Annotated in this window: 16 protein-coding genes; 12 read left to right on the top strand and 4 right to left on the bottom strand. The window is 32.1% G+C overall.

All coding sequences use genetic code 11. The features are described from left to right. Positions 1-309: 309 nt before the first annotated feature. On the bottom strand, positions 310-885 hold the full coding sequence (locus MUN42_RS02755; RefSeq protein WP_243342787.1) for a xanthine phosphoribosyltransferase: 576 nt from the start codon (positions 883-885) through the stop codon (positions 310-312). 159 nt (positions 886-1,044) lie between these two features. On the opposite strand from MUN42_RS02755, the gene MUN42_RS02750 reads away from it, so the two are divergent. The 5 genes from MUN42_RS02750 to MUN42_RS02730 all read left to right on the top strand — a co-directional run bounded on the left by MUN42_RS02750 (position 1,045) and on the right by MUN42_RS02730 (position 6,134). Then, a complete protein-coding gene (locus MUN42_RS02750) occupies positions 1,045-1,311 on the top strand; it encodes a hypothetical protein (RefSeq protein WP_243342786.1) in 267 nt (88 codons plus the stop codon). A 284-nt stretch (positions 1,312-1,595) separates the two neighbouring features. Next, positions 1,596-2,873, top strand: a complete 1,278-nt coding sequence (locus tag MUN42_RS02745; protein ID WP_243342783.1) for a radical SAM protein — start codon at positions 1,596-1,598, stop codon at positions 2,871-2,873. Between the two features lie 72 nt (positions 2,874-2,945). After that, complete coding sequence (locus MUN42_RS02740; protein ID WP_243342781.1) at positions 2,946-3,116, top strand: hypothetical protein; 171 nt, start codon at positions 2,946-2,948, stop codon at positions 3,114-3,116. Between the two features lie 43 nt (positions 3,117-3,159). Continuing rightward, complete coding sequence (locus tag MUN42_RS02735; RefSeq protein ID WP_243342780.1) at positions 3,160-4,755, top strand: ABC transporter ATP-binding protein; 1,596 nt, start codon at positions 3,160-3,162, stop codon at positions 4,753-4,755. Further along, on the top strand, positions 4,752-6,134 hold the full coding sequence (locus MUN42_RS02730) for a radical SAM protein (RefSeq protein ID WP_243342778.1): 1,383 nt from the start codon (positions 4,752-4,754) through the stop codon (positions 6,132-6,134). Before MUN42_RS02735 ends, MUN42_RS02730 begins: the two co-directional genes overlap by 4 nt. 390 nt (positions 6,135-6,524) lie before the next feature. Here MUN42_RS02730 and MUN42_RS02725 read toward each other — a convergent pair whose 3' ends face one another. Next, positions 6,525-7,100, bottom strand: a complete 576-nt coding sequence (locus MUN42_RS02725; RefSeq protein ID WP_243342776.1) for a xanthine phosphoribosyltransferase — start codon at positions 7,098-7,100, stop codon at positions 6,525-6,527. Positions 7,101-7,261: 161 nt separating this feature from the next. On the opposite strand from MUN42_RS02725, the gene MUN42_RS02720 reads away from it, so the two are divergent. Genes MUN42_RS02720 through MUN42_RS02690 form a run of 7 tightly spaced genes read left to right on the top strand, consistent with a single transcriptional unit; the run spans position 7,262 to position 13,909 of the window. Next, a complete protein-coding gene (locus MUN42_RS02720) occupies positions 7,262-8,539 on the top strand; it encodes a M18 family aminopeptidase (RefSeq protein WP_243342775.1) in 1,278 nt (425 codons plus the stop codon). Further along, the gene (locus tag MUN42_RS02715) at positions 8,540-8,836 is read left to right on the top strand and encodes an MTH1187 family thiamine-binding protein (RefSeq protein WP_243342774.1); all 297 of its coding nucleotides are present in this window, start codon (positions 8,540-8,542) and stop codon (positions 8,834-8,836) included. It begins immediately after the preceding gene. 34 nt (positions 8,837-8,870) lie between these two features. Then, entirely contained in the window at positions 8,871-10,412 is a 1,542-nt protein-coding gene (locus tag MUN42_RS02710; RefSeq protein ID WP_243342773.1) for an ABC transporter substrate-binding protein, read from the top strand. Beyond that, positions 10,409-11,359, top strand: coding sequence for an ABC transporter permease (locus MUN42_RS02705; RefSeq protein WP_243342772.1), 951 nt, complete (start codon positions 10,409-10,411; stop codon positions 11,357-11,359). The genes MUN42_RS02710 and MUN42_RS02705 overlap by 4 nt, the downstream gene beginning before the upstream one ends. Further along, on the top strand, positions 11,352-12,173 hold the full coding sequence (locus MUN42_RS02700; RefSeq protein ID WP_243342771.1) for an ABC transporter permease: 822 nt from the start codon (positions 11,352-11,354) through the stop codon (positions 12,171-12,173). The genes MUN42_RS02705 and MUN42_RS02700 overlap by 8 nt, the downstream gene beginning before the upstream one ends. After that, positions 12,166-13,131: an ABC transporter ATP-binding protein gene (locus tag MUN42_RS02695; RefSeq protein WP_243342770.1), complete on the top strand. Its 966-nt coding sequence runs from the start codon at positions 12,166-12,168 to the stop codon at positions 13,129-13,131. Before MUN42_RS02700 ends, MUN42_RS02695 begins: the two co-directional genes overlap by 8 nt. A gap of 1 nt (position 13,132) precedes the next feature. Continuing rightward, positions 13,133-13,909, top strand: coding sequence for an ATP-binding cassette domain-containing protein (locus MUN42_RS02690; RefSeq protein WP_243342769.1), 777 nt, complete (start codon positions 13,133-13,135; stop codon positions 13,907-13,909). A 55-nt stretch (positions 13,910-13,964) separates the two neighbouring features. Here MUN42_RS02690 and MUN42_RS02685 read toward each other — a convergent pair whose 3' ends face one another. Both MUN42_RS02685 and MUN42_RS02680 read right to left on the bottom strand, forming a co-directional pair. Then, a complete protein-coding gene (locus MUN42_RS02685; RefSeq protein WP_243342767.1) occupies positions 13,965-14,459 on the bottom strand; it encodes a tryptophan transporter in 495 nt (164 codons plus the stop codon). A gap of 311 nt (positions 14,460-14,770) precedes the next feature. After that, the coding region (locus MUN42_RS02680) for an NCS2 family permease (protein WP_243342765.1) at positions 14,771-15,946 on the bottom strand (1,176 nt) is incomplete at its 5' end.

The following is a 15,946-nucleotide window of genomic DNA, read 5'->3' as shown; positions in this document are numbered from 1 at the left end:
ATATATTAATATGATAACTTATATATAAGTTTAATATATTGCTGATTAATACTACATTAGATATTAAATTAATAAATGGTCTTTTTGTTTTACTTAACAAGGAGCATTATCATTTGTGATTAGAAAGAATCTAAATCTGAAAGATTTAAATAGTATAAAATATTGTGTATTTTTAGAAGCTTTACATAGTATAAAATATTATGTCCTATTACCTACAAAAGTTAAATAATAAGACTTATAAATAAAAGCATATGTATTGTTATATTAATCAAAGTAAAAAGCACAGATCTACAACCTGTGCTATAATTTTTATTCTTCTACAAATTCAATTTTTCCATCATCTAGGCTCTTAATTCTTGCTAAGGAGTAGAGGTCAATTCCCATATCTTCTACAACCCTTCTACCATCAGAGAAAGATTTTTCTATTACTATACCAAGGCCTGCAGGATTTGCTCCGGCTTGTCTTACTAGGGCAACCATTCCCTTGGCAGCTTGACCGTTTGCCAAGAAGTCATCTATCATTAGGACGTTTTCATCTTCATTGAGGAAGTTTTTGGATACTATAAGTTCATTGGTAACTTCTTTAGTGAAGGAATATACAGATGAGTGGTAGACATTATCACCTGTGGTGAGGGATTGTTGTTTTCTTGCGAATACGCATTTTACACCAAGCTCTGTAGCTGTAGCGAGGGCAGGGGCAATACCTGATGATTCTACTGTTAAGACCTTGTCGATCTTTTTGTCTTTGAAATATTCAGCAAAGGCCTTGCCCATTTTGAGGATAAGTTTGCTATCTATTTGTTGGTTTAGGAAAGAATCTACTTTTAGGATATTAGGACCTAGAACGATTCCCTCTTCAAGAATTTTTTCTTCTAGTTCTTTCATATTAACTCCTTATGGATATTTGTTTAGTACTTTTTATTATTATAATGTTTATAAGGATTTTATCAAGATGGGTTAGGTATTCCTAGTAAGATAATTAAAAACTCAACTAGAATTTATATAAAAGATGCATTTGTTGAAGTATATGGTAGCATAGATAGTATGAAGAAGGAAGATTTTATTAAAGATTTAATTGGTTTTATTGACCAAAGTCCAGTTTCTTACTATGCTATTAAGAATGCAGCAGATTTTTTGGAAGAAAATGGATATGAGGAACTAAGAGAGACTGATTCGTGGGAAATAGAAGATAAGGGAAAGTATTATGTCAAAAGAGATGACACTGCCCTAATCGCCTTTAACCTAAGGTCTGATTTGGCTAATAGTAAATTTTACTCAATGCATACACGAAGCAAAATATACAAGGATTGAAAACTAGATGAAGATGTGAGATAAACATATATATGCTAAGAAACTATATTAATGAGCAAAAATTAATGTAATTGAATAACATCATTTAGAATAGGTATTAAAATGAGATATTGAATATTGTAAATAGATTAATTTACACAATATTATGGACTTGACTTTTTAGTTGCTAAATTTATCTGAATTATAATTGCAATTATTTATATTATATGTTACTATATTTTATATACCGTAGTTTAAATTAATATAAAGAAAAATTTAAAGTTTAATTTCTATTAGGAGTTTAAATGAAAATATCAAAATTTGCTAAATTTATAAATATCTCACAAAATGAATATGCAATATACAATATTATATATTTTGAAATTTTATATATAGATAAGGAATTTTTTAGGAGAATATTAAATTTCGAAGTAAGTAAAGAAGAGAAAAAAATCTTATTAAGTAAATTTATCTATATCGTGAATGAAAAAGTTGACAAAGAACTTTATGAATTACTTGTTAGGACATTTGAAAAGAACATTAATTTAAAAACTCTATATGTTGTCCCATCTGCTTCTTGTAATATGAAATGTGATTATTGTTTTGTTTATAAAAACAAGTATATAAGTAATGGTTATTTGAATATGACTAGAACCATATCGGAAATTTTAATTAATAGGGTATTTGAATACATAGAAAATAATCGTGAAGAATTTATATTGATATTTTATGGAGGAGAACCATTATTAAATAAAAAAGAATTTTTTTATATTGTTGAAACTTTAAGAAAAAAAGGATTCACATACAAAATTTCGATGATTACAAATGCAACTCTTTTAGACGAAGAAGTTATAAAATTTTTAAGTAAGTATAATGTAAGTGTTGGTATATCTATAGACGGACCAAATAATATAAATGAAAGAAGAGGATATAATAATAAAGTATTTAATAATGCACTAGATAAAAAAGAATTGCTTGATAAATATTCTATAAACTTTGGGATATCGCTTACTCTTACAGAAAAAGTTATTAATAATTTTGAAAATGTAATTAAATGGTATAGAAATGAAAATATAAAGAATATAAATTATAATATGCTTCATTTTGATAAAAATGTTGCTTTTGATTATATTAAAAACTACTATGAAAAAGCAACGAAATTTATAATAAATAGTTATTTATTTAATTATAATTCAAATATATATGAAGATAGAATAAATAGAAAGTTAAATTCCTTTTATTTGAATATTTTCAAATATGCAGATTGTTCTGCAATTGCTGGAGAGCAAATAACTGTTTCTTATGATGGAAGTGTTAGTATATGTAATTGTGATTTTAATTATAAAAATAGTTATATTGGAAATATAACAACTTACAGTTTTCAAAAGTTATTAAATATAGAAAATAAAAATATTAATATAAAATGTAAAAGTCCAATTTATAATGAAATATGTTTACAATGCTATGCTTTGCCTATATGTGGAGGTGGTTGTTATAAGCAATATAATAAAAATAATATTGATGTTGGATTTTGTATACATTCAAAATTAATGATGATTAACATATTGGAAGGGAAAATTTAAGGACTTTTGGATAATGATTATGCCGACTTTCTAATTAAGAAAATTTACTTATATAATATACGAGGAGGAAGAGTGAAGAATACAAGTTTATTAGAAAAAAAAGAAAATCAAAGAGAAGAGTACGTTAGGAGAAATAATTGTGGAGAAGTAGTTATGAGTAATTGTGCATGTAATAATTGGAGTACACAAAGCATACTAATAGAAATTATTAAATTAAAAAAGCAAGAATTGATTAATGATTAGTTAATTATTTAAGTCGGCATAATAATTGTTCAAAGGATATATTATGAGTAAAAAAATTTTAAAATTGTTAACACTAAAAGAAAAAAATTTATTGGCAATCGCTATATTATTGGGATCTTTATCTCAGGTTTCTATATCTTACTCTTTTTCTTTATTAACTAATATATTTACAGAAAATGGAGATATAGTAGTTTTTGAGTTGGTTAAGATAGTATTACTTATATTATTTGCCTTATCATTTTCAGGATTTAATTATATTTATATAGGTTTGATAAGGGAAGATATATGCTCTGAAATAAGGAAAAAATCTTTTGAAAACATTATGTATTCTAAGGCTTCAAATATAGCAAAAAAACCTAAGGGATATTTTTATAATGAAATTTTGGCAAAGGTAGATACATGGAAATTTAGATATTTAGATAGCTGGATAAATATAATTACTAGTGCGCTTTCATTATTATGGGTCTTTATATTAATAGCAAGAATAGATATAAAAATAAATCTGTTTCTTATGGTATTTATGTTACCATTAATAATTAATAATGTAGTTTTTCCTAAAAAAATGTGGGAAAGTACGAAAAAGAATATTCAAGAAAATTCTAACTTACTTGAATTCATGAGAGAGTATCTTGAATCAATACTAATAATTAAAAATAATAATTCCTATCAAAATTCTATAAGAAAAGTGGCGAAAGTTGTAGATAAATCAAAAAAAGCTGCTAAAAAAGATCAGTTTCTTTCAAATTTATCAGCTTTCTTTGCGAATGCAGGCGTTACTATTTCTCAAGTATCATCAGTACTACTTAGTTTTATATACTTCACAAGAGGAAATATTGATTTTGGAATGTTTATGACTTTTGTACAACTATCCGTTTATATTCAAGAACCTGTGATAAATATAATCAATTCTTTTATAGGAATATCTACGGTCAAAGAAATTAACGAAAATATAGAGAAAGTCTTAGATATAAATATTGATAATTACAAAAGCAAAAGAGAAATATTTAGGAATATAAAGATTAGAAATGCTAATTATGAGTACAATATAGGCGAAAAAGTTTTTAAGAAAGACTTAAATATTAACTTTGAAGATAATAAAAAATACCTAATTATAGGACATAGTGGATCTGGCAAGTCAACTTTAGTAAAAATTCTTATGAAATATAATGAAAATTATACTGGATCTATCAAATATAATAATGTAGAACTAAGGGAATTGAAAGATGTAGATATAGAAAAACAAATAATGTATGTTCCACAAGATCGTTTTATCTTTAATCAATCAATTAGAGAAAACGTTGATCCACTTGGTGTTCATTCAGATGAAGATATTCTAAAGGTTATTAATGATGTAAACTTATCTTACATATTGGATGAAAATGGATTAGATAGAATTATAGATCAGGATATAAATTCTATTTCTGGTGGCGAAGCATCAAGATTATATATGGCAAAAATTTTATTATCAGATAAAAAGATAATTATTTTAGATGAGATTCTATCAGGCTTAGACAACGATAATTCAAGAAATATAGAAAATTTGATATTAAATTTAGAGGATAAGATGGTAATACATATAGCTCATAATAGTAGCGATGAATATAAAAATAGATATTATAAGAAAGTTGAATTGAAATGAAAAATATAATATTAGATGCAGATGATTTAAATATTAATAATGATTTTGAGGTAGATAATGAGATACTAATTTTGAATAATTTGTTAAAAGACAATGAAATAATAAATATTTCGAAAAGTGTGAAAATTAAAGAAAAGAAAACTTATAATGATAAAATAATTGATCACTTTTTTAAAAATTATAAATTTAATGACATCAACATTTATATTCATGTCACATACAAGAATATTTTAGATGCCTTATATCTTTATTATATTTATCGAGGAAGTAATAAAATAACATTTTTCGGTAACTATTTAAATTATATATCAGATTTTGTGATAGAAAAGTATGACGATATTAATATTTTAAAATTAAACTATCAAAAGCTTTTTGACTGTAATCAGTTGCTATATCATAATAAAAATAAGAACATTTCTATAAATACATTTAATGGTTGTCCATATGTGTGTGAATACTGCGCTTTAAATATACCTTATAAAAGTTATGATAATTATGATGTAGACTATTTTACATTAAATAAATTGATAGGAGAATATGATATCGAATCAGTTTTTTTTACTAATGAATTGTTTTTCAAAAACGTGAAAGATGTTAAAGAGTTTGTAAAATATAAAAATAATTTAAATTACGAGTATTCTTGTAGTATGAGGACAGATGTATTAAATAGGAATGTCATAGATATGTTATGCAAAAGCAAATGTAGATCTATATTTCTAGGAATAGAGAGTGGAAGTATAAAAATACAAAATTATTATAATAAAGTTATTGATAAGAGCCAATTATATAATAATGTTAATTACTTGTTAAATAGTAAAATAAATACTATATGTTCATTTATAATATCTGATCCTAGGGAAACGGAAGATGATTTGAATGAGACCTTGAAATTAATATGGGAATTAAAAAAAATAGAAAGAACTAATAATTACGAAGCTTTAATTATTTTTGAAATCAATAAAATTCAATTTTTTCCTGAGACAGAATTAACTAAAAAATTTTATGATATACTTTTATTAGATTCTCATAAAATAGAAGAAAATTATAGTAAGAATAAAGATGTTTACAGTATTTTACAAAATAAAAAATTACTATCAAATTATTATAATATAAAGAAAAATATAGATGGGACGATTGATAACTTAATAGTCCTTATAGATTATTTTTTTAATACATATATGTATATTGATAAGTCAGTATTATATAGAGATTATTTAGTATCAAATGGTAAATTTTTAAAGTTTTTACAATATATACTAAAAGAAAATTCATTACAGTTAAAATATCTTATATATTTACACAAATCATTCGTATATGGATACGAACAAAAGAAATTCAAAATTTTCTCTTCATTGCTATATAAATTTTTAAGTTTATAAGAGTAGAATTCTATTAATATTATCAAAAGTATTAGTATTTATAAATACTGTGGCATCTTTATTAAATTAAATAACGATCATATATGTTTATATTAAAATTGACTTAGAATTATATAGTAATAGCTTATTTTATAAACTATTTAAAAAATGTATTTTTATAGAAAGTCATTTTAAAATAATTAATAATGCATATAAAGAAAATTAATCTTATGAAAAATATACATATAAAAAAGGATTACTAAAAAATAAAATGTTCTAAAATTGTTATGATAACCTCTACTCTAATTTAACTTCGACGATCTAGCACCGGGATTGTCCTAAATTGTCTAAGAGAATCTACTAACAATGTCACAATGATTATTTATAGTTTTGCAAAATATCTTTACTTTTTTATTCTTCTACAAATTCAATTTTTCCATCATCTAGGCTCTTAATTCTTGCTAAGGAGTAGAGGTCAATTCCCATATCTTCTACAACCTTTCTACCATCAGAGAAAGATTTTTCTATTACTATACCAAGGCCTGCAGGATTTGCTCCGGCTTGTCTTACTAGGGCAACCATTCCCTTGGCAGCTTGACCGTTTGCCAAGAAGTCATCTATCATTAGGACGTTTTCATCTTCATTGAGGAAGTTTTTGGATACTATAAGTTCATTGGTAACTTCTTTAGTGAAGGAATATACAGATGAGTGGTAGACATTATCACCTGTGGTGAGGGATTGTTGTTTTCTTGCGAATACGCATTTTACACCAAGCTCAATAGCAGTAGCTAGGGCTGGGGCAATACCTGATGATTCGACTGTTAGGACCTTGTCGATATTTTTGTCTTTGAAATGTTGAGCAAAGGCCTTGCCCATTTTGAGGATAAGTTCGCTATCTATTTGTTGGTTTAGGAAAGAATCTACTTTTAGGATGTTAGGACCTAGAACGATTCCCTCTTCAAGAATTTTTTCTTCTAGTTCTTTCATATTAACTCCTTATGGATATTTGTTTAGTACTTTTTATTATTATAATGTTTATAATGGTTTTATCAAGATGGAAAGGCTTATCTAATTAAGATAATTAAAAATTTAACCAGAAATTATATAAAAATAATGCATTTAGCCAAATATACGGTAGCATAGATAGTATGAAGAAGGAAGATTTTATTAAAGATTTAATTGGTTTTATTGACCAAAGTCCAGTTTCTTACTATGCTGTAAATAATGCAGTAGATTTTTTGGAAGAAAATGGATATGAGGAGCTAAGGGAAGCTGACTCCTGGGAGCTTGAGGATATGGGTAAGTATTATGTAAAAAGAGATGACACTGCCCTAATCGCCTTTAACCTAAGGTCTGACCTGGTGAAGGGTTTTGACCTTATAGGATCCCACACAGAATCTCCAACCTTTAAGTTAAAGTCTAATGCCGAAATAGCCGATAGTGGTTATTTAAAATTAAATGTTGAAGCTTATGGAGGTATGATTTATTCAACATGGCTTGATAGGACTTTATCCCTTGCAGGTAAGGTTATCTACAAGGAGGATGGGGAGATTAAGACGGACCTTGTTAATATCGATAGGGATCTTTTAACTATTCCCAATGCAGCTATTCACATGAATAGGAATGTGAACAAGGACTTTGCCTACAATCCCCAAAACCACCTCTATCCTATAGTTAAGACTATAAAGGATGGGGCAGAGGCAGATGGCTTTGTTCAAAGACTCCTAGGAGATTATTTGTCAATCGACTCTAAGGATATTATAGATTTTGACCTAAGTCTATACGATAGGCAGAAAGGTTCTATAATTTCTGATTCTATCTACCAAGTTGGTAGGATTGATAATTTGGCATCAGTCCATGCATCACTGAAGGCCTTTGTAGGGACCTTTTCAGTGAAGACCAATGTCCTTATATTAAATGATAATGAAGAGATAGGATCGATGACAAGGACTGGAGCAGATGGGACATTTTTATCTGATGTCTTGAAGCGAATTTGCCTAAGCCTAGATAAGCCTCTAGAAGATTATTATAGGGCAATCGAGAATTCTTTCCTAATAAGTGCAGATGGGGCACATGCTATCCATCCTAATTTCAAAGAGTTTTCCGACCCTACTAATATTGTAAATATGAATGAAGGCCTTGTAGTAAAAATTGCAGCAAATGGTGCTTATTCTACATCAATCGAGACTAAGGCTAGGATAATAAATATTGCAAAGGATCTTGGACTTAACCTTCAATTCTTCCACAATAGGAATGACAAGGTAGGGGGATCTACCATAGGTCCTATCACAGCATCAAGGCTTGGTATTAGATCAATTGATGTGGGAGAAGCTATCCTTGCCATGCACTCTATAAGGGAGAGCGCAGGCGTAGATGATCATTTAGATGCATATCAAATTTATAAGAGATTTTATGAGGAGGATTAAATGGCAATTTTAGAAGTAACCCTAATACCAATCGGTACAAAGACAACATCAGTCAGCCCCTATATAGCTGAGGCAGAGAAGGTTTTGGAAGAGATGGGTGTAAGGTATGAGCTAAATCCAATGGGAACAGTAATTGAAGCTGACATAGACCTCGGTCTTAAGGCTGTAAGGGCCATGCAAGAGCAAGTCTTTGCAAAGGGAGCAGATAGGGTATATACCGTACTAAAGATAGACGATAGACGTGACAAGAAGGCAAGTCTAGAAGAGAAGATTAAATCAGTTAAGGAAAAAATGTAAGTTATAACTTACCTATAATATTTTGGGAGATAATATGAAAAGCAAAAATTTAATATTGGGATTATTTGCATCAGCCCTATTATTCACAGGCTGTGCCAACAATAACACAGAAGGCAACAAAGAAAAAAATGAAGAAGCACCAGTAGAAGAAGAAAGTACAAGCTCTAGTAAGGATACCCTAAAGGTTGCGATGACTATTGAACTTGATAGCTTGGATCCCTTCCTAACTACAGCAGGAGATACCAAGACCTATATGGACCAAGTTTTTGATGGTCTCCTAGATGTTGACGAAAATGGCTCCCTAGTGGAAGACCTAGCTGAGTCTTATGAAATTAGTGAAGATGGATTGACCTATGATTTCAAACTCAAAGAAGGGGTCAAGTTCCATGATGGATCAGACTTTACAGCAGATGATGTTTACTATACTATAGATAAGCTTGCTGGAATTACTAGTGGTGAAGCCCTATCTTCAAACTTCGAAGGGGTAACTGACCTTGAAGTAGTATCACCTACTGAGATCAAAATCATCCTCAAGGAGAAAAATAATTCCTTCATCTATTTGCTTAACCAACCAATAGTTAAAAAAGACTATGAGGATAATGCTACAAAACCACTAGGAACAGGCCCTTACCAATTCGTATCCTACACACCAGGAGAAGGCCTAGTCCTAAAGAGATTTGATGACTACCACAACCAAGACCACCTAGCTAAGATTGAAAATGTCGAAATAATTAGGGTGCCTGATGCCCAAAGTCTAGTCTTGGCGCTTAATAACAAGGACGTTGACCTTGCTTCAGGACTTACCTATGAGCAAATTGATCAATTAGAGGGAGTTGATATCTACTCAAAACCTCAAAACCTTGTCCAAGTCTTTGGTCTCAATAACGATATTGAGCCTTTTAGTGATATCAAGGTAAGACAAGCTCTAGCTCACGCTATAAACAAAGAAGAAATTATAGAAACAGCAGCAGGGGGAAGGGCAGCAGCACTTTATACAACATTTTCACCAGCCCTAAAGGATTACTACAATGACCAAGAAGATCCATATCCTTATGATGTAGAAAAGGCCAAGGAATTATTGAAAGAAGCAGGCTATCCTGATGGTTTTGCTGCAAGCCTTACAGTGCCAAGTGACTATAGGTACCACCTAGAGACAGCAGAGCTAATCCAAGCCCAACTAAGCCAAATCGGTGTTGAGATTACCTTAGATCCAGTAGAATTTTCTACTTGGTTAGACAAGGTTTATCAAAATAGGGACTTTGAAACAACAGTCGGAGGATTCATAGGCTACACTGATCCAATCAGAATTCTTGATAGGTATAGGTCTGATAATACTAAGAACTTTATCAACTACAAGTCAGAAGACTATGATGAGGCCATAGCAGCTGCTAAGTCTGCATCAAGCCAAGAAGAAATAGTTGAAAATGTTAAGAATGCCCAAGACATTATAGCCAAGGATGCTGGTAGTGTCTACCTAACTGACCCAGATTTAATCTATGGTCTAAATGAAGAACTTACTGGATTAAAGACTTATCCAGTTCAAAAATTAAACCTTGAGGATATAGATGTAAAATGATTAAAGCAATAGTAAAAAAACTATTGTCCATCCTACTAACTTTATTTTTTGTTTCCTTGCTAATATTTTTGGTTTTCCAAATTATACCAGGTAATCCTGCAAGAATTATCCTGGGAACCGAAGCAGATCCTGCCCAAGTCCTAGCTATCGAGAGGGAGTTGGGACTTGATAAACCAATTTCGCAAAGATATATAGAGTGGATAGGAGGACTTTTAAGACTTGATATGGGAGAGAGCCTAAAGTACAGGGTTCCTGTTAGTGAACTTTTTCTCAAAAAACTTCCTGTTACCCTATATCTAAGTCTTTTTTCTTTATTTTTATCACTAATAATAGCGATTCCCCTATCAATCCAAATAACCCTAAAGTCTGACAAGTGGTATGCATCAATAATTACAGGAATAACCCAACTCGGCATTTCCATTCCTTCCTTTTGGATGGCCTTTATGCTAATTTATATATTCGCTGTTAAACTTGGGATTTTTAATACCCTATCTTACAATGTCATGGCAGGGGGATTTTTGGATAAGCTCAAGAACTTCTTCTTGCCATCCCTTGCCATAGCTATACCAAATATAGCGACTATTATAAGGTATATGCAGGCGGCTATTTTGGATGAAATGAACAAGGACTATGTGAGAACAGCCAGGATGAAGGGACTTACTATTAGAGAAATCCTCTATAAGCACGTCCTCAAAAACGCTTTGATTCCAGTAATCACAGTTATAGGCATGAGTCTTACATCAAGTGTTGGTGGAAGCCTTATAGTAGAAAATGTTTTTGCTCTTCCAGGGGTAGGATCTTTGATAGTATCATCTATATCATCAAGGGACTTTCCACTAATCCAAAGCGTCGTTGTAGCAGTTGCCTTTTTGGTAATCTTTATTAACCTAATAATAGATATCTTGTACGGGATAATAGATCCTAGAATAAGGAGTGGCAATGATTAAAAATAATAAAATTTCTATAAATTTAGGGAGGGCTATACTTTTTTTCTACTTTGGAGTATTTATCTTGTCATTATTTTGGACACCCTATGATCCAAATGCTATTATGACAAAAGAAAAGCTTATGACCCCATCCCTAGACCATCTCTTGGGAACTGACAATATGGGTAGGGACATCCTATCTAGGCTAATGGAAGGATCCAAATACGCCTTGTTCTTATCCTTTGGAACAGTGAGCCTTGCCCTTGTGATAGGGGCAATAATTGGAGCCAGTGCTGGATATTTTGGTGGACTGGTTGATGAAGTATTGATGAGATTTATCGACTCCCTTATGGCCTTTCCAGGAATACTTTTTGCCATGATGCTAGTTTCGGTATTTGGTGCAAGCCTAGTAAATACGATCTTTGCTATAGGTATTATTTCTGTCCCATACTTTGCTAGGGTTGTAAGGAGTGGGTTCTTGCAAGTGAAAAATGCCCAGTTTGTCAAGAGTGCTCAGGTTAAGGGAGCAAGTCCTATCTATATAGGCATCAACCATATTTTGCCAAATATCAAAAACCAACTAATGGTTGCTATAATCCTTTCAATTTCACAGGCTATCCTAGCTGAAAGTGGCCTATCATATTTGGGACTGGGAGTAAGACCTCCTGATCCATCCTGGGGTAGGATGCTCAAGGAAAGCCAAGTATATTTTTCCAAAGCCCCATACTATTTTATAGCCACAGGAATTTGTCTATCACTTCTAGTTTTAGGCTTTACCCTCTATGGGGAGAAGTTTAGGACAAGAAGACTAAAGGAGAAGGTAAACCATGAATAAATTATTAGAAGTAAAGGACCTAACAGTTGCCTTTCCAACTTCAAATGGCGAAAAATACGCAGTAAACCATATATCATTTGACCTATTTGAAAATGACTTTGTGGGTCTTGTTGGAGAAAGTGGCTGTGGCAAAACCGTAGCGACCCAAACAATTTTGGGAATAGAATCACCATCTGCTATCATTAAGTCAGGCTCTTGCCTATTAAAGGGCAAGGAAATCTTGGGTCTTGATGATAAACAGTGGGCTCCCTATAGGAGTAGAAACATAGCTACAGTCTTCCAAGAGCCTGGTTCTGCCCTAAATCCATTAATCAAAGTAGGTAAGCAAATCGAAGAAGTATTAAAAATCCACTACGACTTTGACAAGAAAAAACGTCTAGACCTAGTCTATACTACTATGGAAAAGTGTGGACTCAAGGATGTAGAGAGCCTCTATCACAAGTACCCCCACGAATTATCCGGTGGTATGCAACAAAGGATAGTGATTTCTATGGCCCTTATAGCAAATCCCAATGTCCTTATAGCTGATGAGCCAACAACAGCCCTAGATGCCAAGGTTCAAAGCCAAATTATAGACCTCTTTAAGGAGATATCCCATATCTACAAGGGAGCCATAGTTTTTATTAGCCACGACCTAAACCTTATAGAAAATATTTCAAAAAAAGTAATGATAATGTATGCTGGTAGGATTGTCGAAAGGGGACTTACTAAAGATGTAATTGATAGTCCTCTCCATCCCTACACCAAGGCCCTCCTTAAGGCTGTGCCAAATTATAAGAAAAGGGGCCAAGACCTATACAATATAAAAGGACGTGTGCCAGATCTTAAAAACAGGTCTAACGAAGGATGTCCCTTTGCTGATAGGTGCGACTTTGTCATGGATAAGTGCTTTAAAACCTATCCTGCGACCACCTACAGGAATGACCATGAGGTAAATTGTCATTTGTATGGAGAATAAGATGGAAAATATTTTAAAAATTCAAGATATTAGTAAGACCTATAAGGGATCGGGCATACTTTTTAGGAAAAAGGACAAGCTAGCCTTAGATCATGTATCCTTTGATATAAAGAAGGGAGAAATATTTGGTCTAGTAGGAGAAAGTGGTTCAGGGAAGACCACCCTATCAAATATAATATTGAGGTTGGTAAAAGAAAGTTCAGGGAAAATTTTATTTAAGGGGAATAATATAGCAAGTTTAAATAAGGATGAGCTAATGAAGTATCGTAGGGAAGTCCAAGTTGTCTTTCAAAATCCCTACCAGGCCCTAAACCCCAAAAAAACTATAGGATTTTCTATAGAAGAGATACTTAAAATTCATGATATTTATAGTAAAGAAGAAAGACGAAAGTTAATTAGGGACCTTCTTGAAGAAATAGAGATGGAAGAAGATGTGCTAAACTACTATCCAGACAGCCTATCAGGTGGGCAAAAGCAAAGGATAGCCATAGCCCAGGCCCTAGTCGTTAATCCTGAATTCTTGATAATAGATGAGGGAGTGAGTGCCTTAGATGTTTCAATCCAAGCACAAATATTAAACTTGATTAGGTCCTTGCAAAAAAAGCATAATTTTACTAGCCTCTTTATATCCCATGATTTGAATGTAATAGCCTATCTTTGTGACAGGATTGGTGTCCTATACAAGGGAGAGCTGGTAGACTTATTTGACACTTACGATTTAGAAAGTGATGATAGGCACGAATATACCAAGGAACTTTTTAAATCTATAAGCCTATAAATAGATATGACCCTCTTTGTTCTTAGTCTGACAAAGAAGGTCATATTTTTTCTCTTCATTTACTTATAAATTTTCCATAAATAGTGTTTAGAAGGATTCCAAAGATAGGATTTACTACCATAGCTACGAGTACTACTGGTAGGGATGGGATAAACATATTTAGTTGGTTGGTAAAACCTAGGGCCATTAGTAGGAAGAGGACTCCGGAAAGGCAAGTACCTAGGGCAAAGATTATGACAATTTTAATATTGTTTAAGTTGGTTTTGCCCATAGATTTTATTAGATAAAAGATAGATACAGAAACTATAATTTTTTCTATAAAGTTAGGGATTTGTCCACCTGGAAAACCAGTTGTCAAGGCACTCATTACTCCACCTGCTACGCCTACTAGTAAGGCTTCTTTTCTATCATCAATCATGATTAATGATATAAACATCATTGATAAGAGAAAGTCTGGTTTAACTCCAAAAAATACTGGTGGTACTACAAAGTGTAGTACAAGTCCAACTGCCATAAAAATTGCTGATATTGTGATATTTCTTGTTTTCATAATAACTCCTTTTTTCACAAAATAAAAAGCCCACTCCTTAATTGGAGCGAGCTTTGACCCACGGTGCCATCCATCTTATCCTTTAAAAGACATCTTTAGATACATACATATCCTATCTCAATAAGGCGAGAATACCCGCAGGCTACTTTTAGTTCACCTTTGATCTAGCAGATCCATTCACTAGGCTAGCTTATGAAAATTCTCATCAACCATTTTCTTTCTGTATAAAGCTTTACCCACTACTACTTCTGCATATGATTTATATTTAGTTAGATTATAGTCCATCAGTTTAAATCTGTCAAGTAGTAAAGTTAAAAAATTGGTAGTAGGTACCTAACTATAAATACAAGAGCTAAGATGTAAACTAGAGGAGATACTTCCTTGCCCTTACCTGTAAATAACTTGATTAGAGCATAAGAAATCATTCCAAAGGAGATTCCCTCAGCTATAGAATAAGTCAAAGGCATCATCAAGATTGTCATGAAGGCTGGGAAGGCTTCACTTATATCCGTAAAATCAATTTCAACAACTGTTGTTATCATAAAGAGTCCTACTGTAACTAGGGCAGCTGATGTAGCAGGTGCTGGAATTATTGAAAATACTGGAAAGAAGAAGGCAGCTACTACAAACAAGATAGCAGTTACTAAAGTAGTAAGTCCAGTCCTACCACCCTCAGCAACACCTGAAGAAGACTCAACAAAGGTTGTTACGGTAGATGTTCCAAGCAAGGCTCCTATTGTTGTTCCGACAGCATCAGAGAAGAGGGCCTTTGAGGCATTTGGCAAATTGCCATCTTCATCAAGCATATTAGCCTTTGTAGCGACCCCTGTTAGAGTACCTAGAGTATCAAAAATATCTACAAACAAGAAGGAGAATAGTACTGAGAACATCTCCAAGGAAAATACATTTGAAAAGTCTAGCTTGAAGGCTACTGGCTTAATTGATGGTGGCAAGGATACTATGTTTGAAGTAGGTAAGCTTGTTACCCCTAGGATTAGAGATATAAGAGTTGATATCAATATTCCCCAAAGTAAGGCTCCCTTTACATTCTTGGCGGTAAGGACCACCATTATAATAAGTGCTATAAAAAATACAAATCCGTTGGCATTTGTGATAGTGCCAAGTTCTAGTGATACATCTCCTGGATTAATAATGCCGGTATTCAAGAGTCCGATTTCTGCAATAAACAAACCGATTCCTACTGATACAGCCTTTTTTAGGTTGATTGGTATTGAATTAAAAATAGCCTCTCTGACTCCCAAGAAAGATAAGACCAAGAAGATAATACCCTCAAAAAATACTGCTGTTAGAGCAAATTGCCAGGTTTTCCCCATTTGCATAACTACTGTGTAGGTAAAGAAGGCATTAAGTCCCATACCTGCAGATAGGGCAAATGGCAAGTTGGCATAAAAGGCCATAAAGAGCATAGCTACTACAGATGCTATAATGGTACTCGTAAAGACAGCACCATAGTCCATGCCTGCCTC

It is taken from the genome of Anaerococcus sp. AGMB09787, assembly GCF_022808955.1.
Taxonomy (GTDB): Bacteria; Bacillota; Clostridia; order Tissierellales; family Peptoniphilaceae; genus Anaerococcus.
Note: the sequence above shows the minus strand (reverse complement) of the source record. Positions and strands in the feature narration are given on the sequence as shown.